This window comes from Microcoleus sp. AT3-D2 (genome assembly GCF_036705715.1).
Lineage (GTDB): Bacteria > Cyanobacteriota > Cyanobacteriia > Cyanobacteriales > Microcoleaceae > Microcoleus.
Genome location: NZ_JAUBVE010000001.1, coordinates 1 through 22,630, shown reverse-complemented (window position 1 = coordinate 22,630; position 22,630 = coordinate 1). Strand labels below are relative to the sequence as shown.

Annotated in this window: 14 protein-coding genes, 1 tRNA gene and 1 pseudogene; 11 read left to right on the top strand and 5 right to left on the bottom strand. The window is 44.1% G+C overall.

Annotation, left to right across the window (positions count from 1 at the left end; translation table 11 throughout):
- The first annotated feature begins 26 nt into the window (after positions 1 to 26).
- The 5 genes from QUB44_RS00080 (at position 27) to QUB44_RS00060 (ending at position 4,690) form a co-directional block, all read left to right on the top strand.
- A complete protein-coding gene (locus tag QUB44_RS00080; protein WP_333361589.1) occupies positions 27 to 632 on the top strand; it encodes a molybdenum cofactor guanylyltransferase in 606 nt (201 codons plus the stop codon).
- Between the two features lie 130 nt (positions 633 to 762).
- Entirely contained in the window at positions 763 to 1,938 is a 1,176-nt protein-coding gene (locus QUB44_RS00075) for an aminotransferase class V-fold PLP-dependent enzyme (protein ID WP_333361587.1), read from the top strand.
- A gap of 424 nt (positions 1,939 to 2,362) precedes the next feature.
- On the top strand, positions 2,363 to 2,710 hold the full coding sequence (locus tag QUB44_RS00070; RefSeq protein WP_333168680.1) for a DUF6717 family protein: 348 nt from the start codon (positions 2,363 to 2,365) through the stop codon (positions 2,708 to 2,710).
- Between the two features lie 14 nt (positions 2,711 to 2,724).
- A complete protein-coding gene (locus tag QUB44_RS00065; RefSeq protein ID WP_333361585.1) occupies positions 2,725 to 4,074 on the top strand; it encodes an LCP family protein in 1,350 nt (449 codons plus the stop codon).
- Positions 4,075 to 4,180: 106 nt separating this feature from the next.
- The gene (locus QUB44_RS00060; protein ID WP_333361583.1) at positions 4,181 to 4,690 is read left to right on the top strand and encodes a pentapeptide repeat-containing protein; all 510 of its coding nucleotides are present in this window, start codon (positions 4,181 to 4,183) and stop codon (positions 4,688 to 4,690) included.
- 128 nt (positions 4,691 to 4,818) lie between these two features.
- Here the strand turns inward: QUB44_RS00060 and QUB44_RS00055 are convergent, their stop codons facing one another.
- Positions 4,819 to 6,072 (bottom strand): S-layer homology domain-containing protein, encoded by a 1,254-nt coding sequence (locus tag QUB44_RS00055; protein WP_333361581.1) that lies wholly within the window; start codon positions 6,070 to 6,072, stop codon positions 4,819 to 4,821.
- Between the two features lie 447 nt (positions 6,073 to 6,519).
- On the opposite strand from QUB44_RS00055, the gene QUB44_RS00050 reads away from it, so the two are divergent.
- Complete coding sequence (locus QUB44_RS00050) at positions 6,520 to 7,998, top strand: amidase (protein WP_333361579.1); 1,479 nt, start codon at positions 6,520 to 6,522, stop codon at positions 7,996 to 7,998.
- 214 nt (positions 7,999 to 8,212) lie between these two features.
- On the opposite strand, the gene QUB44_RS00045 is transcribed toward QUB44_RS00050, so the two are convergent.
- Positions 8,213 to 8,905, bottom strand: coding sequence for a GDSL-type esterase/lipase family protein (locus QUB44_RS00045; RefSeq protein ID WP_333164096.1), 693 nt, complete (start codon positions 8,903 to 8,905; stop codon positions 8,213 to 8,215).
- An 80-nt stretch (positions 8,906 to 8,985) separates the two neighbouring features.
- Between QUB44_RS00045 and QUB44_RS00040 the strand changes: the two genes are divergently transcribed.
- The 4 genes from QUB44_RS00040 to QUB44_RS00025 all read left to right on the top strand — a co-directional run bounded on the left by QUB44_RS00040 (position 8,986) and on the right by QUB44_RS00025 (position 10,733).
- A complete protein-coding gene (locus tag QUB44_RS00040) occupies positions 8,986 to 9,219 on the top strand; it encodes a DNA-directed RNA polymerase subunit omega (protein ID WP_333361577.1) in 234 nt (77 codons plus the stop codon).
- A 248-nt stretch (positions 9,220 to 9,467) separates the two neighbouring features.
- On the top strand, positions 9,468 to 10,112 hold the full coding sequence (locus QUB44_RS00035; RefSeq protein WP_333361575.1) for a hypothetical protein: 645 nt from the start codon (positions 9,468 to 9,470) through the stop codon (positions 10,110 to 10,112).
- A gap of 141 nt (positions 10,113 to 10,253) precedes the next feature.
- Positions 10,254 to 10,622: a DUF1818 family protein gene (locus QUB44_RS00030; protein WP_333361573.1), complete on the top strand. Its 369-nt coding sequence runs from the start codon at positions 10,254 to 10,256 to the stop codon at positions 10,620 to 10,622.
- 37 nt (positions 10,623 to 10,659) lie between these two features.
- A tRNA-Pro gene (locus QUB44_RS00025) sits at positions 10,660 to 10,733 on the top strand.
- A 459-nt stretch (positions 10,734 to 11,192) separates the two neighbouring features.
- On the opposite strand, the gene QUB44_RS00020 is transcribed toward QUB44_RS00025, so the two are convergent.
- The 3 genes from QUB44_RS00020 to QUB44_RS00010 form a co-directional block, all read right to left on the bottom strand.
- Positions 11,193 to 12,692: a response regulator gene (locus tag QUB44_RS00020; RefSeq protein WP_333361571.1), complete on the bottom strand. Its 1,500-nt coding sequence runs from the start codon at positions 12,690 to 12,692 to the stop codon at positions 11,193 to 11,195.
- A gap of 9 nt (positions 12,693 to 12,701) precedes the next feature.
- Positions 12,702 to 18,746 (bottom strand): AAA family ATPase, encoded by a 6,045-nt coding sequence (locus tag QUB44_RS00015; protein WP_333361569.1) that lies wholly within the window; start codon positions 18,744 to 18,746, stop codon positions 12,702 to 12,704.
- A 1,424-nt stretch (positions 18,747 to 20,170) separates the two neighbouring features.
- Positions 20,171 to 21,418 carry an MFS transporter gene (locus tag QUB44_RS00010; protein ID WP_333361567.1) on the bottom strand — a complete coding sequence of 416 codons (1,248 nt, stop codon included), beginning with the start codon at positions 21,416 to 21,418 and terminating at the stop codon, positions 20,171 to 20,173.
- A 688-nt stretch (positions 21,419 to 22,106) separates the two neighbouring features.
- Here QUB44_RS00010 and QUB44_RS00005 point away from each other — a divergent pair.
- Positions 22,107 to 22,493: pseudogene (locus QUB44_RS00005) on the top strand (transposase family protein); the annotation flags it as partial.
- Positions 22,494 to 22,630 lie beyond the last annotated feature (137 nt).

The window sequence follows — 22,630 nt, the reverse complement described above, 5'->3', positions numbered from 1 at the left end:
GACTAATGACTAATGACTAATGACTAATGACTAATCATAAAATTGCTGTAATTGTGCTTGCAGGCGGTCAAAGTTCGCGGATGGGTAGGGATAAAGCTTTGCTGGAAATTGAGGGCAAATCCCTATTGCAGCGGGCGTTGGAAGTTGCCGCAGTTGTAACCCCCGAAGTTTATGTTCTGACTGCTTGGCCCGATCGCTATCGATCAACCTTAACCGAAACATCCCAATTTCTGGTAGAGTACAATCCCGGTTCCGGGCCTTTGGTTGCATTGACTCAGGGATTGACAGAAATAGCCGCCGACTGGATTTTACTGTTAGCTTGCGATTTGCCTTTGTTGGATGCCCAGATTATTCAGAATTGGGCAAGTCAGTTAACCGAATTTCCTCCATCAACTTTAGCAGTTGTGCCTTATCAAAATTCGCGCTGGGAGCCTTTGTGCGGCTTCTACCGCCAACAATCTCTGCCCAGTTTGCAAAGTTTTATTGACAAAGGGGGACGTTCCTTTCAAGTGTGGTTAAATCAAATCTCCGCAATCCCTCTACCTGTAGGGGAACGAGAAGCAGTAATGTTATCCAATTGCAATACATTAGAAGAGTTTGAGCAATTAAAAGGTAAAATGGTTAACGGTTGACTGTTGACTGTTGACTGTTAACTGACTAAGGACAACTGGCTCATGACAGTTAACTGACTAATGACTAATGACTAATGACTACTGACTACTGACTACTGACTACTGACTAATTACTAATTACTAATTACTAATGATTAACCAATATTGGTTGCTAGATCGCGATATAACTTTCCTCAATCACGGCTCTTTTGGGGCTTGTCCGATTCCCGTACTCGAAGCGCAAACCATTTTTCGAGAACAACTGGAAAGAGAACCATTGCGCTTTTTACTGCGGGAATTTGAACCCTTGTTGGATAATGCGAGAAATCAGTTAGCAGCATTTCTCGGTGCGAGTGAGGATGACTTGGCGTTTGTCCCGAATGCGACGACGGGAGTAAATGCTGTTTTGCGATCGCTCTGTTTTTCTCCGGGCGACGAATTGCTAACTACAAATCAGGAATACAACGCTTGCCGCAACACACTTAATTTTGTAGCCGAGCGTACAGGCGCTAAAGTAGTAGTAGCAGAAGTCCCCTTTCCCATTGAGTCACCCGACCAAATTATTGAAGCAATAATTAAGTGCGTTTCACCGCAAACAAAGTTAGCTTTATTAGACCACGTTGTCAGCCAAACAGGTTTAATATTTCCCATCAAACAATTAGTCGGTGAGTTAGCTAACCGTGGCGTAGATGTATTGGTAGACGGAGCTCACGCGCCGGGAATGGTAGCACTTAATTTAGAGGAAATTGGCGCGGCTTACTATACGGGAAATTGCCACAAGTGGCTGTGTGCGCCGAAAGGTGCGGGCTTTTTATACGTGCGGCGCGACAAGCAAAATGCCATTCGCCCAACTACGATCAGTCACGGTGCTAACTCGCCCCGCGCTGATAAATCGCGCTTTCAACTAGAATTTGACTGGATGGGAACAGTCGATCCGAGTCCCTATTTGTGCGTACCTGTAGCTATTGATTTTATGGGTTCTTTGTTGAGCGGCGGCTGGCCTGAATTGAGGGCAAAGAATCATGCTTTAGCGTTGGCGGGGAGAAAAATATTGGCTGACAAATTAGATTTGCCACTACCTTGTCCTGATGAAATGGTGGGTTCGATGGCAGTTGTGCCACTGGCAGACTCTCAATCTGATGAGGTTGCAAAGGGAGGAATTCCACCTTTGCAAGAGGCGCTATGGGAGATTTTTAAAATTGAAGTACCGGTGATTCCTTGGCCAAATGCTAGTAAGCAGTTGGTGAGGATTTCGGCTCAGTTATACAATACTTTGCCGCAGTATCAATATTTAGCTAATGCCCTGGTTGAGCTGACGAGAATTTGAGCTGGAGCTTCCCGAAAAGAAACATCACACCCAGCTACAAACAGTTATAGGTTTTTAGTTAGGGTGTCGGTTCTCATAGTTTGGGAGAATACAGACTATTTATCCTTACTATAAACGTAGTAATGGTTATACAAATATTCACCCTAAGAGTAAAAATTCTGCAAGGAATCACCTTTGTTCCTATTGAATTGAGATAGTTTTTACATAAAATTTAAAAAACCAAAAAATAGATCTAAAGCCCCATAGCCCTAAACTTAGCCAATCCGCCGAAACCGAATAAAATTTGTAAATAACCCGCGAAAAATCCTAAGTTAAAACAGGGTTGTCAAAGCGGATAGCGCACAACTTCCGCGCAACAGAATATAATGTATCCACACTTGCATTTTTGCAGACAAAACAAAGGAAATGAAAAGAGGCGAATACCATGTCCAATGCCATGATGGTAATTTACCCCTATCGCGAACAGTACACCTGGGTTTTTGACGACGAGCGAGTCGGACTTGTCCGAGAACCATTTGTTCAGGGCGTCCCCGAAATGATTAACGCGCTTGTGGCAGACATTCCCAATGCCGCCCAAGGTTTCCGACTTTTATTTTCAGCCAATCCATTTCCCGGATATCAAGCAGAAATGCTGTGGTTGAAAGCAGAATACGGCGGTAACTGGTATCGGTGGGAATCGAAAAATCTCGAAGGCTGGCTGTGTCCGGCTATGTTCAAATACTTTCTAGAAGCACCGCCCAAGTTTTACTGCAAAGCTGAAAAACTGCAATAACCAACAGCAAGTCTATGAAAAACTTGTCAATTTTTAAAAGAGACTTTGTTACACCAGTCGATCAAATTTCTAGAAAAAAGCCTAAATTCTTCCTGTATATAGTGGGGCTATTTTTCCTAGTTTTCACAGCCGCCATCTCGGCCACATTGGGTGCAATTACCGCCCTTTTAGCTCCCGTGGAACCGCCAATTATCAATAGAGTATTAGAGGCGACGGGCTTTGACTATCTATCCTCCAACCGCTCTGGATACCGCCTGTCGCGGTCAGTTAATATCTTGATATTGGGAATTGACAGTGTGCCAGAATCTGCCGCCAATTCCCCTAAGATATTTAACGGTCGCAGCGATACAATACTCTTATTGCACCTCGAACCTAGAGATAAATCTATTAGTTTGCTTTCAGTTCCACGAGATACTAAAGTCGAAGATGCTGGAATTAGCTTCAGCAAAATTAACGAAGCCAATGCTAGAGGAGGAGCAGCTTTGGCCACGCGATTGGTTAGCAGTATGCTGAACAATACGAAAATTGAACGATACGTGCGAGTCAGCAGTAATGCGTTTCAGGAATTAGTCGATTTGTTGGGCGGAATTGAGGTATTTGTACCTCGCGCGATGTCCTATACAGATACCGCTCAAAAGTTAAAAATAAACTTAGGGCAGGGATGGCAAACTCTCAACGGAGAACAGGCAGAACAATTTGCTCGATTTCGCAACGACGGTTTAGGAGATATTGGCCGCATTCAACGGCAGCAATCTTTAATTCAAGCTATTCGGGACCGCCTCGCAAGTCCATCAGCATTGGTGCGCTTGCCACAAATTGTTCGATTGATGCAAAAATATGTGGATACAAACCTAAGTTATGAGGAAATATTGACGCTAGCCAATTTTGGTTTGCAATTGGAACGAGATAATTTTAAAATGGTAATGTTGCCTGGACGTTCTAGTTCAGAAACAGGGGATTTGAGGAGTTATTGGATTGTAGATGTGCTCGGGCGCGATCGCATTATGACACAATACTTGAACCAGAGCGTGCCGGATTTTGAACAAGGACGATTTCGCACTCCCAGCGAGTCCCTGTTGCCCAAAAACCTCAAAATATCTGTCCAAAACGCTTCTAGCAAACCGACAACTGCAAAAAACGTTGCTGACTTTCTCACAAAAAAGGGCTTTTTTAATGTATCTGTTGTGCAGGATGCGCCCCTGAAGCAGCGTCAAAGTCAAATTATTGTTCAGCAAGGCGATTTAGAGGCAGCGAATCTACTGCAAAAAGAGTTAGGCGGCGGTAAAATTGAAGCATCTTCTACGGGTGAAATCAATTCTGACTTGACACTTAGCGTTGGCGAAGATTGGGTAAAGCGATTTTAATTAGTCATTAGTCATTAGTCATTAGTCATTAGTCATTAGTCAGCAGTTAACAGTCAACAGTCAGCAGTCAACAGTCAACTATGCCCAATTCCCCATTCCGATCATTATGAAAAGCGTTTTCCGAATATTCCTGAGCCTGTTTTTAAGTTTAGTGTTGGCTGTTGGGTGGGTGCTGCTGAGTGCTACTCCGGCATTTGCCCTGCCGAAAACAAATATTAATTACACAAATATTAATTTGTCCGATCGCGATTTTTCCAACTCGGATTTAGCGGGGGGAACATTTGTCGCTGCTGAAATGCGGGGAACCAATTTTCAAGGTGCTGATTTAACTAATGCGATTTTGACTAAGGGAGTTTTGCTGAATGCCAACTTGTCAGGTGCCAACCTCTCCGGTGCTTTGGCAGATAGAGTTACATTTGATGGCGCTAATTTGACGAATGCTAATTTTTCCGAGGCAATTATGACTCGAACTCGGTTTTTTGATGCTGCAATTTCCGGCGCTGATTTTAGTGACGCGATTATCGACGCTTATCAAGTGACTCTCCTGTGCGAGAAAGCAGATGGTGTCAATCCCGTGACGGGAGTTTCTACCCGCGAAAGTTTGGGATGTCCGTAGAAATTTACACTTAAAGAAAATCGCTGGATAATTATTTGATTAGATGCACCTGTAGCGAGGTAAAATATACAAATTAAAGCCCCTCTCCTGCAAGGCGAGGGGTTTGAAAAAATTTCCTAGTATCGGCTCTATCGAGCGCTACAAATGCCTGTGCTGGCAGTACCAACTACCAAATCGGACTTCAACAGCAAATCTAAATCGGTGTCAGGATTAACAGCATACAAATCGACTTTATCTCGACCCAAAAACACCCCGATCAAAGTCCCGATTCCCGCACCGCCGAGCACCTCTTCAGTCGCGATCGCCCGATCGCCCGTAACACCTGCGATCGCCGCCGCTGCTGCTGCACCCAACGCCGTATTCTTAACCAAATTACCAACATTAACGCCCTTGGTAACAGTTTCTTTCCTAGTAATCAATTGCGAAGTGGCATTGAGAGGCACTCTGCTGCCGTTGATTATACTTAATTCTTGAGCCACAAACTGAACGCCCGAAGTAGTCGATCGCAATTCGCCGCTAATTTTCGAGCCTTCGGGTATCAGCACTTGGCCATTATTGCCCGTGATATCCGCAGCAACAGTCAGCGTAATCGGAGACTTGTCATTAGGGCCGAGCAAAATCTTGCCCTTTGCGTACTCGATGGGGATAGTCACCCCCCTGGGAATTTGCACAGCAACAGATTCGCTAACATCAATCTTAGCAATGTAAGGAGAATTAATTGGTCTTGCTTGATTGGTACTAACTAATGTTTGATAGATAAAAGCAGCTACTTCAGCTCGCGTTGCTGACTTGTTCGGTTTGAGAGATTTAGGACTGGGATAGCTGACAACCAATTGTTTTTCAGTAGCAGCAGCAACGCTTTTGACAGCATAACTTTGAATCTCACCCGCATCATTATAGTAGCTGAGAACATCTTGAAAATCGCACCTAGGCTCATAGCCCATTCCGTTATTTAAAGCGACTACAACTTGAACGCGAGGAATCTGCTGTGCCGGCCTGAAAACATTGCCGGGATAGCCAGACATCCATCCCATTTCGTAAGCTTCTGCGATCGCCCCGCTTGCCCAAAAATTAGACGGAACATCGGCAAACCTTACAGCAGCGCGTGTTTTTGCCTTTTTCACAGAACGCACCATTGCCGCGAATTCAGCCCGCGTTACCAGTGCATCCGGCCGAAAACTGCCATCGGGAAATCCTTTGATAATTCCTCTTTCTGACAAATCTTGAATAAAGTCTTTTGCCCAGTAGTTACTATTAACATCCGAAAAAGCTGTCTGAGCAAAAGAAGGCGCGGGAGCTAGCATCGGCGCTGCGGTTCCGGCAACGGTTCCCAAGGTTAATAAAACAGATGTACCGGATTTGATGCGATGTAATACAGACATTTTTTGATTCTCCAATTTACACAATTTTTTTATTGAGGAGAACTAAGCTTTTGATAGGCTGATTGATTCTGCCCGAAATGGCTTTTTTCCTCACTTATGTAATCATTATTGAATGCTTTTATTTTTAGTGTGGGGAAGATACGGTCGTTTAAAATAAATATTTTTATTCTGAGTGGGGGATTTTAAAATGCTTAAATTCCTTAAAATCCTTATGTTGCTTATCTCCCTTATCTACCTGGTGTCTGCAATTAACAGGATTTAGGAACAAAGCCGTTTGATATTAGTTAACTATATAAATCCTAAATCATTTGTGAATTTCTTACTCCCTCCCCTTAATAAGGGGAGGGTTGGGGTGGGGTAAAAAAAATACGACTCCTGCAAGGATTGCTATATATTAACTAAAAGCGAATATAATTGACTCGATCGAGAAATACCTGTTTGTTGCTTATGAGTAGCCTGACGTTTGCCTCTGCCCATCAGCTAGCGCGAATGATTCGCGATCGCGAAGTCTCTGCCGTCGAAGTTCTGGACGCTTACCTTACTCAAATCGCAAAGCACAACTCGCAATTAAACGCCATTTGTACCCTGGATGAAGACAATGCTCGTACAAGAGCAAGACTTGCCGATGAAGCCCTAGCCAGAGGAGAAAACTGGGGTGCTTTACATGGGGTTCCCATCACGATTAAAGACATTTTTGAAACAGCCGGACTCCGCACCACAGCAGGCTATATTCCCCTCAAAGATTATGTGCCTCAACAGGATGCAACTGCTGTTGCGAGATTGCGGGCAGCAGGTGCTGTCATTATGGGAAAAACCAACATGGCGGAACTGGCTGCCGATTATCAAAGCATAAATTCTCTGTTTCCACGGGTGAATAATCCTTGGCATCTTGACTACACACCTGGAGGCAGTTCTGGGGGGAGTGCCGCGGCTGTCGCAGCAGGACTTTCACCCTTGGATTTGGGCAACGATTTCGGGGGTTCGGTGCGTCAACCCGCTCATTTCTGCGGCATATATGGTTTAAAGCCGACAGATCGCCGTATTTCTACAGCAGGGCAGATTCCTGAAGTGCCGGGAATGCCACTGTCTATTCGGCAAATGATGACCGTTGGGTGTTTTACTCGATCAATCGAAGATATCCGGCTATGTTTTTCGTTAATTGCAGGCGCGGATCTGCGGCGCCCTGATGTCCCACCGGTTCCGCTCGATCGACCCTCTGGCAAGCCTTTGCAGCATCTCAAAATCGCTTGGACTGCTGAATGGGCCGAAGTTCCCGTTGCTTCTGAAATTCGAGCAGCTATGGAGTCGATCGTGCAGACACTCTCTCACGCAGGTGTCCAAACCGAACGCTGGCTTCCCAAAGACTTTGACCTATCCAAAATATTGAATCTCTACGGACGAATCTCAATGTACCTCACTATCTACGCTCAACCGCAGGATAGATATAACCTGCGTCGTAGTTTAGAGTTAATCTTCCGCACCGCAACCCAAGGCGACAAGGAACTCCGAAAATTGGGAGATTTCAGCAGATTGCTACCTGAGATATTGAATCCAAGTTTGAAAAGATATTTCGAGGTACTCACACAGCGCGATCGCTTTACTGCCCATATAGATGAGGCATTAGAACCGTGGGATGTATGGCTTTGTCCGGTTGCCGCAACCGCTGCGTTTACTCACCGTCCCGCTTGGAATGCCGTTGACATTGATGGCAGATCCTATCCTTATTCAGTGGCAAACGGATCTTATACCATGCCCTTTAATCTTAGTGGACATCCTGCGGTGGTAATTCCAATTGGACAAACTCAAAATGGTTTACCGATTGGAATGCAAATTGTTGGTAAGCGGTGGCGTGAAATGGAGTTGTTGGCGATCGCAGAAGCGATCGATAAAGTGGTTGGTAGTTTGCAACATCCACCTGGTTATTGAGCCTTTTATAAAGTTTTCTTTGATGGTCAAGAATACAATCAGTGGTAGGGTTCGTCAGGTTTGAGATTTTCAATTTGCACGGAAAGTATGAATCTGACTCACCGTTTTTTGGGGGAGTGGGTCAGTTGTGAGATTCTTAGTTTGTAGCGGAAATAATGCTAGCTGACGCACCCTACTTCATTTTTACTGATGACTAATGACTACTGACTAATGACTAATGACTAATGCTGGCGATCGGTTCCCAACTTGTCACATCTTCAAATAAAGATTGATAGCCCGCTGCATTGGGATGAAGCCCATCTGCAATCAAGCGCGATCGCCACCAATCACTGCCCCGATTTACCCATTTATCAAAAATATCTAAATAGGGAATTCCCCGCAACTCACAAGCTAATTTCGTTGCTTCTTTATACCGATATTGGTCAGCATGACTGTAATACAAACAATCTTGAAAAGGCATTTTACTTTCATCCACCGGCACCATCCCGACAAATATCACCGGACAAAGTTGTTGGGACAGGTTTAATAAATGATCCAAAACAGTTTTAAAATGTTCAAACTCAGTGTAGCTGCGCCCGGTAGGCGACTGCACTCTCGCCGAATCGTTGAGACCTACCGAAAGAATAATCGCATCCGGGACGCGGTTTCTCAGTTCGCCACGGTGGCGAAACTCGTTTTCGAGCCGCTGGGAGACTTGATAAGTGCGATCGCCCCGAACACCCAAATTGTATAAAACGTGTCCTGCACTCTCCGGTAACATCCACTGGCGCCGCAATCTTTCCACCCAGCCACCGCCTACACCGTCGCCGAAACCGTAGATTAAGCTGTCACCGAAAGCAACCAATTTGAGGGGATGAGAGTTTCCCCGATGCAAGTGACCAAAGGAATAGGCTGTTGCTACCTGCATAAGCAATGATACTCAGTTAATAAATTATGAATCTTGACATACTAGACTAGAATGTAACATTACATAAAGTAGGTAGTCTCATGGCTAATAAGCGTCCACCCTTCGATTCAACTCAGCTAACCCGTCGGGCGGAAGAATTGATCAGTGCTGCATCCAACCGCTATCGGATTACGGTGCAGGTGGCGAACCGCGCAAAACGCCGTCGCTATGAAGATTTTGACAGTATGGACGACCATCAAATGAAACCTGTAATGCGGGCGATATTTGAGATGTCGGACGAACTGACTCAGCCGGAAATTATCGGAGACATCTAGACTTCGGGAGTTTTGGGTTTTGAGTGGTGAATTGCGAGCAATTTTTTTAAACTCCACACTCAAAACTTTCTCAAACTAGACTGGCGGGCCTGGGCGAGAAACCCGGTTTCTTCTTAGCTGTCTCGTTGACAAACTTCTGATTTTCCTAAACCGGGTTTCTTTCCCTAAGTCCTAAAATTAGAAACTAGGACATCTGCTTGGCGGTAAGTTTATGAAATTATTCTATTTTTGAAATAATTGTCAAAACCGTGAAGAAATTAAAGCTGGGCTTGAGTTTTCTGTTCGTTACTTTGAGTGTGGCGATTTTCACGCTTTTGAGTTGGGTATTGGAATCGGGTGAACTGAGTCTGTCGGCTTTGGAACCTTCGCTGCTGCGGAGTTCTGAGTCGGCGTCTGTGCAGCGGGTTGCTCAACAATCTGCGCCGTTGCAAGTGAGGGTGCAAGATGCGTGGAAATTTGTGTACGAAAAATTGCCGGATTTCCCGATCGAAAATAACTACATTTCCAAGGAAACTGGAAAAGTCGATTCTACCAATACTTTAGTCGGGCGGTTGATTCGATATCACGTATTTGTCAAAGGACGCCCGCCCAATTACCGCTTTGATTGGAAGTTGAGTTTAGCTGACTATTTGGGCGCGACTCCCGATTATTTGGTAGAAAGCGTGTATCCGGGAAACGACGTTTTGCGGTCAAATCCAATGGAACAAGATCGTGCTGCTATTCAAAGGTTAAATAGAACACAGCGGGATGCTTTGGTTCAAGCTTTGGTTGATGTTTTTACGGAGAATTCCGGGCGTGGGCGCACACCGGGGGCGGAAAAACCACAAGGGCGATCGAGTTCGCCGGAGATACCGCAGCCGCAGCCGGGAGATGCGAAGTTGCTGGCACCTTAATACTCACGAATGCAGAAACCGGGTTTTTTATGGAAATACTGCATTTGAGCTTTTAACACAGGTAAAAAACCCGTTTTCTTTCGTATTTATGGGTAAACCCTACTAATCTAAAATCCAAAATCTAAAATCTAAAATCCCTTAATGGTAAAACGTGTAATTAAAACGGGTGTTGGGTGGCGTTTGGGATGGAACCCGGAGGCCGAGGAGTTTAAGGGTTTGGTGGCTGGCGACGGTTGGGCGATCGAACTCACGGAGGCTGAGTTAAACGATTTTTGCCGATTGTTGGGGCAATTAGCAGGCACAATGAGTCAAATGGCTTCTGAGTTAATGGACGAGGAAAAAATAGCTATTGAAGCTGAAAGCGACTTGCTGTGGGTGCAGGTGGAAGGCTATCCCGAAGCTTACAGCGTGCAATTGATCTTGAATGCTGGCAGGAGGTGCGAGGGTTTTTGGCCGACGGCTGTGGTTCCGACTTTGGTGCAGGCTGCAAAAGTTTTAAAAGTTTTTTGACTTTTTCGGGAATTCTATGCTAAGCTATTAAAGCTGTCGGGGCGTAGCGCAGCTTGGTAGCGCACTACTTTGGGGTAGTAGGGGTCGTGGGTTCAAATCCCGCCGCTCCGATAGATGGAATCCTTGAGAAATCAGGGATTCCATCATTTTAGGGAGATTTCGCAGCACATTGTCATTCTCAATAAGGGGTGACGATATCTGACATACTCAGACAAAAAGTGGGATAAAACTGCTCTATCGCTTCAGGCTGTGTAAGGTCAATGTTGCAGCATTTGGGCGAGAGAACGAGGCTAATTTAATCGATCCCTTGCGAGGCGTTGCCTCTATGTTTTACGTCGTTGCTGTTGAATCCGATCGAATGGTCGGACATATTTGTTAAAAATCCAGATTATTTACAGGTGGATTTTTTTGAGGGCGATCGCACCCGAATACTTCATTCTGTAGGTGAGAAATCAGTGGTGGGTTAGAGAGTAACATCGAAGCGCGATCGCCCCCTAGGTTTTTTAACTTGCTATCCTGAAATTGTCCTAAAAAATCAACCCAATGGATTCACTAAATTTTTGCAGAACATCAAGCTGACAGCGACAAGACAGGAGACTCCTGCCGAATCGGAATCTCAATAGTAAACTCTGTTCCCCTGCCTGGCGCAGAAATACACCCCAAGCTTCCCCGGTGTTTTTCCACTACAATTTGCCAGCTAATGGACAGCCCAATCCCTGTGCCCTTACCGGGGGGTTTTGTCGTAAAAAACGGGTTAAATACGTGGCGACGAACCTCTTCCGAGATCCCTGGCCCATTGTCCACAATTCGGACAGCTACGCAATTGCTGCTTGTTATTTCTGTGCTAATCCGAATCACGCTAGGATTCGCTTTAATTTCTTCTAGCGATCTCTGCTTGTTCCACTCGTCAATAGCATCGATCGCATTTGCAAGTACATTCATAAATACCTGATTCATTTCTCCCCCATAACAGTCCACTTCTGGCAGGTTTGGGCAATAGTCCCGCACCACTTCAATCGAGGGGCGGTCTGACTTAAATTTTAGCCGGCTCTGTAAAATCATCAGCGTGCTATCCATGCCTTCGTGAAGGTTGACCGCTCTCATTTCATATCCTTCTTGCCGTGCGAAGAGGCGCAAAGACAAAACAATTTCGCGGATGCGATCGGCTCCTAAGTACATCGATTTGAACAATTTAGGCAAGTCGTCTTTGAGATAATCTAGCTCGCTGGCTGCGATTTCTGCTTGTATATCTGGAGCTGGATTAGGATAGTGCTTTTCGTAGAGGTCAAGGATAGTGACCAAAGCTTTTGAATATTCCAGAGCATAGGAAAGATTTCCATAAATAAAATTAATTGGATTATTGATTTCATGGGCTACGCCAGCTACGAGTTGGCCTAACCCGGACATTTTTTCGCTCTGAATGAGCTGGCTTTGCACCTGCTTGAGTTCGTGGAGGGAATTTTCGAGCTGTAGGGCTTTGTGCCGCTCTCGCGCTTCCGATGCTTGCAAAGCTGCTTCTGCAAGCTTGCGTTCAGCAGCCTCCTGCTTGAGGCGTTCATTCGTTTGGGAAAGTTCAGCGGTGCGCTGTTCTACTCGCGTCTCTAGCTCTTGTGTCAAAACTTGTAGGTCGGCTTGCGCTCGCTCGCGCTCGACAATTTGCGCCTGAAGCTTTTTAGTTAGATTTCGCAGATTCAGGTGAGTGATAGCCCGAGCTAAAACTTCTTCCTGTTGAAGGGGCTTAGTGATATAATCAACTCCCCCCACATTAAAGCCTTTGACTTTGCTTTCTGTATCGTCCAGCGCGGTCATAAAAATGACTGGGATATCTTTAGTTAAGTCATTTGCTTTTAGATGTTGACAGGTTTTAAATCCGTCCATCTCTGGCATCAGAACATCCAACAAAATTAAATCCGGCTGAGAATATTGCACTTTTTTGATAGCGCTAGACCCACTGCGAGCTACCCAAACAGTGAAGCCAGATGCGCTCAAAAAATCCAATACTGCACCCAGATTAGTGGGCGTATCATCCACAATTAAAATGGTTCCTCTGTCTAAAGATTCGCTAGTCATTTTTAGTCCTCATCTAAACTGTTGAACAAATTCAACTAATTTGTCTTCTTCAAAGTTTTTGGTTAATTCAAGCAACTGATTGGCAAAAGGTGCATAACGCATATCTATTGCCTTCAGCTTGCTGGCTCGCTTCTCAATACTGAGGAGTTCACCTTTCATGGCTAAATCGAACAGGACTGCAACTTCTTCCGAAGGGGGAGCAATCAGTTGTTGGTCTTGGATTTGAGAAGGGGAATCGGTGAAGATACCTTCTGAACTGAAAGTTGTTCGCTCCTCATAAATCCATTCTAAACCTAAATGGTTGCCCAAGCATTCTAATAACTTTTCTGCCCGAATTGGTTTGAGGAGAAAAGCGTTGCAACCCGCATGGAAAATACTGTGGGGTTCGCCGGATAAAATGCTAGCAGAAGTTCCGATCGCGATTACATCTTTCAATGCAGGAATTTTTCTGATCCGCCTCACCGCTTCAAAGCCGTCCATGACGGGCATTACTAAGTCAATTATAATACAGTCCGGTTGAAATAACAGCGCTTTATTCACGCAGTCTTGACCGTCCGTTGCCTCCATTAATTCAAACCCAATAGGACCTAAAAGATTAACTAGGACAGAGCGATTTTCCCAGCGATCGTCAACGACTAAAATTTTCCGCTGAGCGCCTGAGAAACCCCTGATAATTTTTTCAGGTTCTTTTTGATACCCTTCCCAGCTTTCGGTAATAGGCAACTCTAACTCAAACCAGAAAATACTGCCTTTACCTAAAGAGCTTTGTACTTTCAGTTCGCCGCCCATCATCTCCACTAATTGGCGACTAATTGGCAGCCCTAATCCTGTCCCCTCTATCTGGCTAACTGAACCGCTGGCTTGCTCGAAGGGCAAAAATATTTTTGAGAGTTCGTCCGGCGCGATGCCAATGCCTGTATCTTCTACTTGGAAAATAAATTTCGCTGTTAGGGATTGGGGATTGGCGATTGGTGATGACAAAGATTGCTGAGTCTCTAGTCTATCTACTTTAAAACTAACGCCTCCTTTCTCGGTGAATTTTATGGCATTACCGAGTAAGTTGATGAGAATTTGCCTCAATCTTTTTTCATCGGCTTGGACGCAAGTTGGAAGTGGAGTTAGCGGTTCGTAAATCAAAGAGATTCCCTTCTGTTGGGCGCGAATCTGGCAGATTTCAGTAATGCCTTGGAGAAAGTCTGACAGGTGAAACTCGGTGAGGTAGAGTTCCATTTTTCCGGCTTCGATTTTGGAGAGGTCTAGAACGTCATTGATCAGAGTTAGGAGGTGTTCGCCACACTGATGAATGATGTTAATACCAGAATTTTGCTGACTGGTTAAACCTGTGTCTCGCTTGAGGATTTGGGTATAACCTAAAATGCCGTTGAGTGGTGTGCGAAGTTCGTGGCTCATGTTGGCGAGAAATTGGCTCTTGGCGCGGTTTGCGGCTTCGGCCGCTTGCTCGGCTCGCTGTCTCTCTTGAATTTCTACTTCTAGGCGCGTATTTTTGGCTTTTAATTCCTCGGTTCGCTCTTCTACTTTGACTTCTAAAGTGTGATAGAGGTTGGCATTTTCTAAGGCGATCGCAACTTGTCCCGATAGCATCCGCAACACTTCTACCCGCTTCGGCGTGAAAGCGCCAGCAATCACGTTGTTTTCTAGGTACAGGATGGCACTTAACTTACCTTGATATAGGATAGGCGCACACAAAATTGATTTTGGTTTGTGTTGGGTAATGTAGGGGTCGGCGTTAAAGATTTCCTCGCGGCCCGAATCATTTAAAACGACATCTTTCTGAGTTCTGGTGACGTAATTAAGTACCGAGATAGGCACTAGCCCAGAAGTGGATACTGGTAAAGATTCTAGCACTCGGACTCGATCTTTAGTCCCCGCTGCTTCTATAACAAGTTGACCCTCTTTTGAGAGAATAAGCACTCCAGTTTCAGCGCCTGCGTTTTCTATCAAAATTTTCATTAACTTGGTGAGCAAGTTAGGTAGAACAATTTCGCTAGAAATGGCACTAGATGCTTTCATTACAGTTGCCAAGTCTAGTAACTCTGTTTGACCGCCTGTAATGGTCAAAGGAGGAATTGTCATCTTAGGATCGAAAGGGGTTTCGGTGACGACAGAGGCTCGCGTTATTAATTGCGGGTATTTTTCTTCTAGATGTTTAACTTTAGCTAAAGCTCCCCAGCGCATATAGGCATAATAAGCATCGGTCATGTAGGTTCGGGCAATTTTTTCTTTACCCCATGAAAAATAAAATTTAGCAGCGAGTTCGTGAGCTAGTGCTTCTTCGTTGATGTACTCGTTTTCTTTCGCAAGAGCGATCGCTTTGTCGTACATCTCGATCGCTTCTACTTTTTCGCCTAAAACACGATGCTTTTCTGCCTCTATTAAATAGAATTTATGCAGATGATTCATTGGGGCATGATGTGCCCATTTTTGCAATTTTTCTTGATTACTTTGTACGCGATCGCAAATTTTATGTTGCCCAGACGCGGGGCTAGGGGCATACACCGCTAACCGTACTAAAGAATCGTAAAAATGGAATAGAGGAAGATGAGGTGTTGCGACTACTGCGTCCAAATACTTCTCTTCTATCTCAGTATTTTCAATCGCTTCTGAGTAATTTTCAAATAAATAACAAAGTATGATTTTATTTAAATATATGTAGGCAATTGCCGCTTTGTCGTTTGCTTGCTGGTGCAGGGGCAATCTTATCTGCTCATCGCACGCTTCACCCTGGAGACGGCAGGTGTTTTCACTTTTTCCGAGCAGGTTTAAGGTAGCCTGCCAATAAATTTCGTGATAATTAAGCGCTGTTTTTTGCTTAATTTTATGAATAGCATTTCTGTTGATTGCCATTTCTCTTTCAAGGGCAGTCAGTTCTTTGCCGGTATAGTAAGAGAAATAAGAGTACACCAATATACCAAAAGCACCAAATTCTAAATCTCCCATTTCCAATCCGCTAGAGTAAGCTGATAGCAAAGGCTCTAATGTTTGTCTCAGATGCTCTTTCCAAGGTCGGATAAATATATTTACTATGACGACTGTTTTGGCTTTGATTTCTTGAGCATTTAACTTTGACAGCAGACTTAAAGCTAATTGACCAAACTGATAACCCGAATCAATATCTCCCACAACTCCGCAAAGCAGAAGACCATAATTGGCATAAGCAATGGGAGAAACAGAAGCATTACCATATTGGACGGATAAATCTACTTGTTTGCACACCGTCAACGGCAACAGTTTAGGAGCAGCAATATATGCAGGAGCAAAGATACTTGATAAAAGTTTGATGGCTGCTAGTTTATAGCGATCGCTCATTTGAGGCAGGTCAATTAAATCCTCAATTCGCGTTCCACTCAACATTGCCGCAGTTTCGCCTAGTGCCTGCCCAATATCGGACGGTTTCGGCTCTGAGGGAAACTCGACCCCTAATAGCTTTAAAACTTGTAGCGCTGTATTAACCGCTTCTAGCAGCCTGTTCTGCCCTATGTAAGCCTGCATCTGGACTTCGTACACTTTCACTTTGTCCAGCAGCGTTTTGGCGCAGTTTTGTACTATCTCAACGAATCTCTGCATTCCGTCAAAATCACCACTCAAATATGCTGATTCTGCTGCTTCCTCATGCAGCCTTAATGCCAGTTCATACCGATTCTCCCAGCTATCTACCGCTAGCAGAGATAAACCCACTTGCAAATATTTGACGGCGGAATCGTGGGCTGTAGCAGCTTTGGCTTTCTGACCTGCAATCAGATTCAATTCGGCTAGTTCATATTTTTGGGATTCAGTGGTAAGTAAGTCAGTACCATAATTGAGTTGGTTAACTAAAGCGAAAATATTTTCTTTTCGGTCTTCTGGCGTTGTACTTTGCAGCAGCAGTTGACCGATTTTTAAGTGGGTCTCTTTTTTCTGCTCATCTGGAATCAAAGAATAGGCAGCTTGCTGGACTCGGTCATGTAAAAACTTGTAGTCAACCTTCACATCAGTTAAGGTAAAACCGCCCGATTCTTCCTGATTAAATACGAGGGGAATTTTGTATTCGTTGCTCAAAGGTAAAATCAACCCAGCTTGAAGTGCTTCCCACAATTGCGCCGCCGTGACTAAGGATGATTCTTGATTAACAATTGCCAAAACTTCTAAGTTAAAACTGTTGCCAATACAAGCAGCCAATTTTAATACTTTTTGTGTATATTCGGGCAATTTGCGTATGTTTCTAGCAATCAGTTCGACAACATTGTAATCGGTGATGCCGATCGCTTGAATTTGCTCAATATTCCATTGCCAGACGCCAGAATATAAATCATAAGTCAACAAATCTTCTTGATAGAGAGTTTTGAGGAGTTGACTTAAGAAGAAAGGATTGCCCTGCGTTTTATTAAAAAGTAGAGACGCGAAATTTCGCGTCTTTACAGACAAGGATTCCGAACCGCCAGATTCATTTAAAGTATCCGCAATTAATTCTTCGACATGAACCAGGTATAATGGCTGAAGGACAATATTATTCACCGTCGCCCCAGTTTGGCGAATCTTGTCAATCGTTTGCATCGTCGGATGAGTTGGAGAAACTTCGTTATCTCGATATGCCCCAATCAGCAATAAATACTTGCTATCAGAATCAGTTATTAGCAATTCAATTAATTTCAACGATGCCGAATCCGCCCACTGCAAGTCATCTAGGAAGATAACTAAGGGATGGTCAATAGTCGTAAATACGCCAATGAATTGTTTAAAGACTCGACTGAAACGGTTTTGAGCTTCAGTTGCCCCTAGCTCAGGTACGGGTGGCTGTTTGCCAATAATTAATTCGATTTGAGGGATAACATCAATGATGACTTGTCCGTTATCGCCTAAAGCGGATAACAGTTTTTCTTTCCAAGTTTGGATTTCTACTTCGCCTTCGGTTAGAAGTTGCTGAGTTAAGGATTGGAATGCTTGAATCAGAGAAGTATAAGGAATATTGCGCTTGAACTGGTCAAATTTCCCCGCAATAAAATAGCCTCGTTGCCGCACAATGGGTTTGTGAACTTCATTGACCAAAACTGTTTTGCCTATCCCGGAATAACCGGAAACCAGCATTAATTCGGTGGTGCCACTGGCAACGCGATCGAAAGTTTCTAGAATCTTTTCAATTTCTTGCTCGCGACCGTAGAGCTTTTGCGGTATATTTAATTGCCCTGCTTTATCCGCACTTCCAACAACAAAGTTGGAAATATATCCGCTAGCCTGTAGTTTGAGCAAGCAAGTTTCTAAGTCAAATTTTAGCCCCTCAGTGCTTTGGTAACGGTCTTCAGCATTTTTAGCTAATAACTTCATGGCAATCGCTGAAATTTGTGGTGGGATTTCAGGATTTAGCTGGTGAGGGGGAATGGGAGTTTTGGCAATATGGCTGTGTACCAATTCCAGCGGGTCTGTGGAATTAAAGGGCAACTCGCCTGTGAGCATTTCATAGAAGGTAACGCCTAGTGAATAAAAATCAGTGCGGTAGTCAATTGACCGATTCATCCGGCCAGTTTGCTCTGGCGACATATAGGCTAGTGTGCCTTCGAGCAAATCTGGATGGCTGAGCGTCGAATTTTCTCGCTCCAGGCGCGAAGCGATGCTGAAATCAATAATTTGAACTTTTTCATTAGCTGGGTTGATGATAATGTTTTGTGGCTTTATATCTTTATGAATAATGTTATGTTTATGGATTTCTGCTAAGGCAGAGACAAGCTGGAGACAAAAAGAAAGAAATTGAATAATTGTGAGTTTTTTCCCTTTAATCCAATGGTTGAGAGACTCGGAGCCGGAATCTTCTAATATCAGTGCTAAACCGTTTTTATAGCTTTCTAAACTAATGGCTTTGATAATCGCTTCTGCGTTCAAGCTGTGCAGAATTTGATATTCGTGTCGCAAGCGGGTGATGTCAGAAAGAGTGGGATACTCAGCCTTTAGCGTTTTGACGATCACGTTGGACAAGTCCGAATCCTTGCGAGCGCGATCGACTGAAGTTCTTATCCCGCTGTGGAGGGTTTCAACGAATTGATAGCCAGCTAAGTTGATTGTCATTGTTGTTCTAGCGATCGCAAGGGAATTGAGCGTGAGGTTAAGGCCGATTTTAAAACTTAATTATTATTGGAGCTGATTGTAACATAGTAATTTACTCAACAAAAGTGAGCTCATGTTTCGCTTCTGGCAATCGTGGGTTCATGAGATTGTGTTGTTAACTGTGCTGCCTCAATGCGCGTTTTGGGTGCTTGTTGGGGGATGAGTCGGCTGCACTTTCCAGCGGGGTGTCGATCGAGTGTTTTCCCCTTGCTGATAATTATCGTTGTCAACCATCACCCCTTGGTGACAAGTTAAAACTTAATTGCATTTGTCAATCAGTAATATTACTCAAAAAAACTGCTTTTTTAGGAGTGGAAAATTTACGATTTGAGAGGGAGTAAGTATAAATATCACCCTCGGCACGATCGCACGATCGCCCAAATCTCAGTTGTCTGCCCAAAATCCGAGCAAATGTTGAGCATAATTGCTGATTGACAAATGCTTTCTTAGCTTAACTTGTTACCAATGACCATCACCTCAAACCGAATCAGTGATCCATCCACAAGCCGAACAATCCCAATGAACAGGCGGCGTTTCATACTGGGGGTAAGTCATTTCACCTTGGAGACACCGGCCAGTAAACAGTGAGTGGGTATCCAAAAGTTCTAACTGTTTCTCTGGTGTCCACCGCTGCCTCGGTTGCAGAATCAATTCGCAGCCATAGTAGCTTGCCCCTTCGGGTTCCCACAGTTCATTGGGTTGGGCGTTGGGGTCTGCTCAAAGGTCGGGGCAAGTGTCGGTGTCTGAGCCTGTGGGATGAACTGCACAGATTAAGTGTGGGTTGCGGGCGTAGAGGAGACAGCGATGGCTCGGCCCCGGATGGAGCCTACGCATTCGGGAAGTTTGGGCATGGCGGGCGTGTTGGAGTTTTGGTTTGGGTTTAGTTTCCCCCAGAACAGAGGCGAGCATATCCTTTGATAATATGCCTAATTTGCTGGGGCGATCGTCCCTCATCAAATAATGAAACAATTGTGTGACGGGGTTGCTTGCATCTTCCTCATGATGGCTGCCGCTTCCCGCTTTAATAACTATCTTTTTTTCGCTCTATTTATGCTTCTTTTTTAGCGAGCAAACCCTCAGCGTTAACAATTAAAGTTATTAGTTTTCGTAGTTTATTCCTAGCAACTTTTGAGTTTGAGATAAATGTTTATCAATATATTTATGAAGCTGACTCATATGTGTTTAAATCGGTAATATCCTATTTTATACTATCGGCAATCGGGCTACTTTTTTAAGATTCGGAGACATTCATTTGGAAATAACTTATTGAAAATGACACTTTATAGATGCTCTACAACAGAACATCTATAGAGCGTTATTACCACCACTGAGCGCAATGATTTAAGCAGTATTGATGTAGGCAACATTGGTTTGGGCAACAGTCGCTAACCCCGTAATCGAGAGGGGACTTCCTGCCAGAATAGCGGGACTGCGATCAAACCAGTTATCAACTGAATGCCACCAAAGATAGCGAGAGAAGGCCCAAATCCAAAGCGCAGTAGCTCTCCAAATATGAGACTGCCTACACCAAATCCAGTAAAGAGAGTAAATACCTTCAGTCCCATCGTTTGCCCCAAATTGTTGTCATCTCCGAGATCGGTCACAATTCCGACAAACAAGGGTTGAGTCAGGTCATACCCTAAAGACAAAATAAGAACTGCGATCGTCGTTCCGATTGGCGGAATCTCAAAAATCATTCCAATTCCAGCCACAGCAGCCATGACCAACCCTGCTGGAACGAGCCAACGCCGTCCCCACCGATCGACGGCTTGACCAATGAAAGAACTCAGCAATAAACCGGGAATGCCGTACCCAAGAATGTTTAAACCAATGCTCAAGGCATCCATACCGTACCGTTGCGATAAATACAACCCTAGCCATGTATATACCCCAGAGTGGTAGATACCATTCCACAGAACATAAGCATATGTACGCTTTCCCCGAAAGGTTGCTAATATCTGGCTGTATCCCCTAAAAATTTGGCGAATAGGCGGTAATTTGGTGACTTTTGGTGTATCAAATAAAGAGCCGTAAGGATGAAGCCGCCAAAGCACAACAGCAGCAAGCACAGCAGTACCTAGAAAGAGCGATCGCCAACCTACAAATGGCTCAAGAATCGCTCCCCCCGCAGAGCCTGCTGCCATTCCCCCTTCCATTGCTGCAAACACCAATCCTAGCTTGGCACCTCGCTGATCAAACGGGAATAAATCGCCAATTAAGGCGAAGGTAAGGGGAATCACACCACTTGCTCCAATCCCGGTTAATAGCCGCCAGGTTGCCATCTGCGAAGCATTTTGAGCAGTGGCAGTTAAAGCCGTGAAAATGACAAAAAGAGCAAGCGAGATGCGAATAATAGACCACCGACCAAAGCGATCGGACAGGAGGCCGAAGAATAATGCCATCAGTGCATAGGACAGCATATAGGCTGGAACGATAAAGCCGATTTCCTGAACCGGAACATTAAAAACTTCAGCCAAACGTGGAATCAGGGGAGCAATCATGTACCCCTGTAGAAAAATTAGCGCCGCAGCGATCGAAAGCCAAGAAAACAGGTCTTTATGCTGCTTTAGGCGAATCGCGGAATCGGCTGGTTCGGTATGGGGGTGATTAAAAGATTCTTTGAGTTTCGGCATGGATTTGGGAGATTTCAACTCATATCACATTTCACGGACAACTAGAATCTGAGAACTTAGCTCGAGTGCCAACGCCAACAACCAAAGCCCATAGCCTGGTAAAAGCTTGGAGTACCTTCTCAACTCTGGAGCTTACAAATTTTGTAGGTAAGGTGTGGAATCTAGCCCTTAATGTCAGAATAACTTGATAAATGTCATGATTTATACAAAAATAGTATATTTAGATACAGAATTTCTTATAAGACTTATAAGTTCAGGCTATCAACAAAGCTAGGATTTACGCATTGACAGAAATCTTTTAATCCCACAAAGTTGTTTGTTTGATGGCTCTGCGATCGCATTCAATTTCCCCATGAATCGAATGTGTGGCGAGAAAACCTACACATTAGACCTCTTGCAAAATATTTTTATGATATAATGAGAAGTTTTGCTTTACTTGATTAAATCCCAGCTCCTAACTTGATTTTCACAAAGTTTTGCTAGAAACAAGATAAAATGCTAAAAAGTCCTGTTTGTAGTTACACAATAACTAAATTATGAAAAATCAATCTTATCTAAATTTGAAACCTCATGAATTTACACGTAGATTTTGTGTCAAAATTCCACCTTAGAAGCAATGGTTAATGCCTTAGATAACTTCAGGTTAGAAAATCATAAATACAGAAGAGGACGTCGCACTATCCTAACTCTCGAAGAACAAGTCTTAGTCGCCTTGGAATATTGGCGAGAATATCGAACATATTTTCATATTGGGACAAGTTGGGGAGTATCTGAATCAACTATTTGCCGAATTGTAACTAACATCGAATCAACTTTAATGAAAACAGGAAAGTTCCGTATTCCTGGGAAAAAAGCATTACTCAAAAAGTCTGATCCTCCAGAAGTCGTGGTGATGGATGTCACGGAAACAGCTATTGAACGACCCAAAAAGAAGCAGAAAAAATGTTATTCAGGCAAGAAAAAACAGCATACGCTAAAAACTCAATTAGTAATTAATTCCGAAAAAAAAGAGATTATTCGCACTGCTTTTGGACAGGGGAGTTGCCACGATTTCAGCTTGTTTAAAAAAACAGGGTAAGCTCATCTAATTTGGTATAAATTGTACTTGACAAAACAAACAAAATACACAGGAGAGCCCGCTCGTCATTAACGGTTCTATAATGCCTCAAAAGCTAAGTCATCAAGGTAAGGAAAAGTTTATGGGTATGAGTA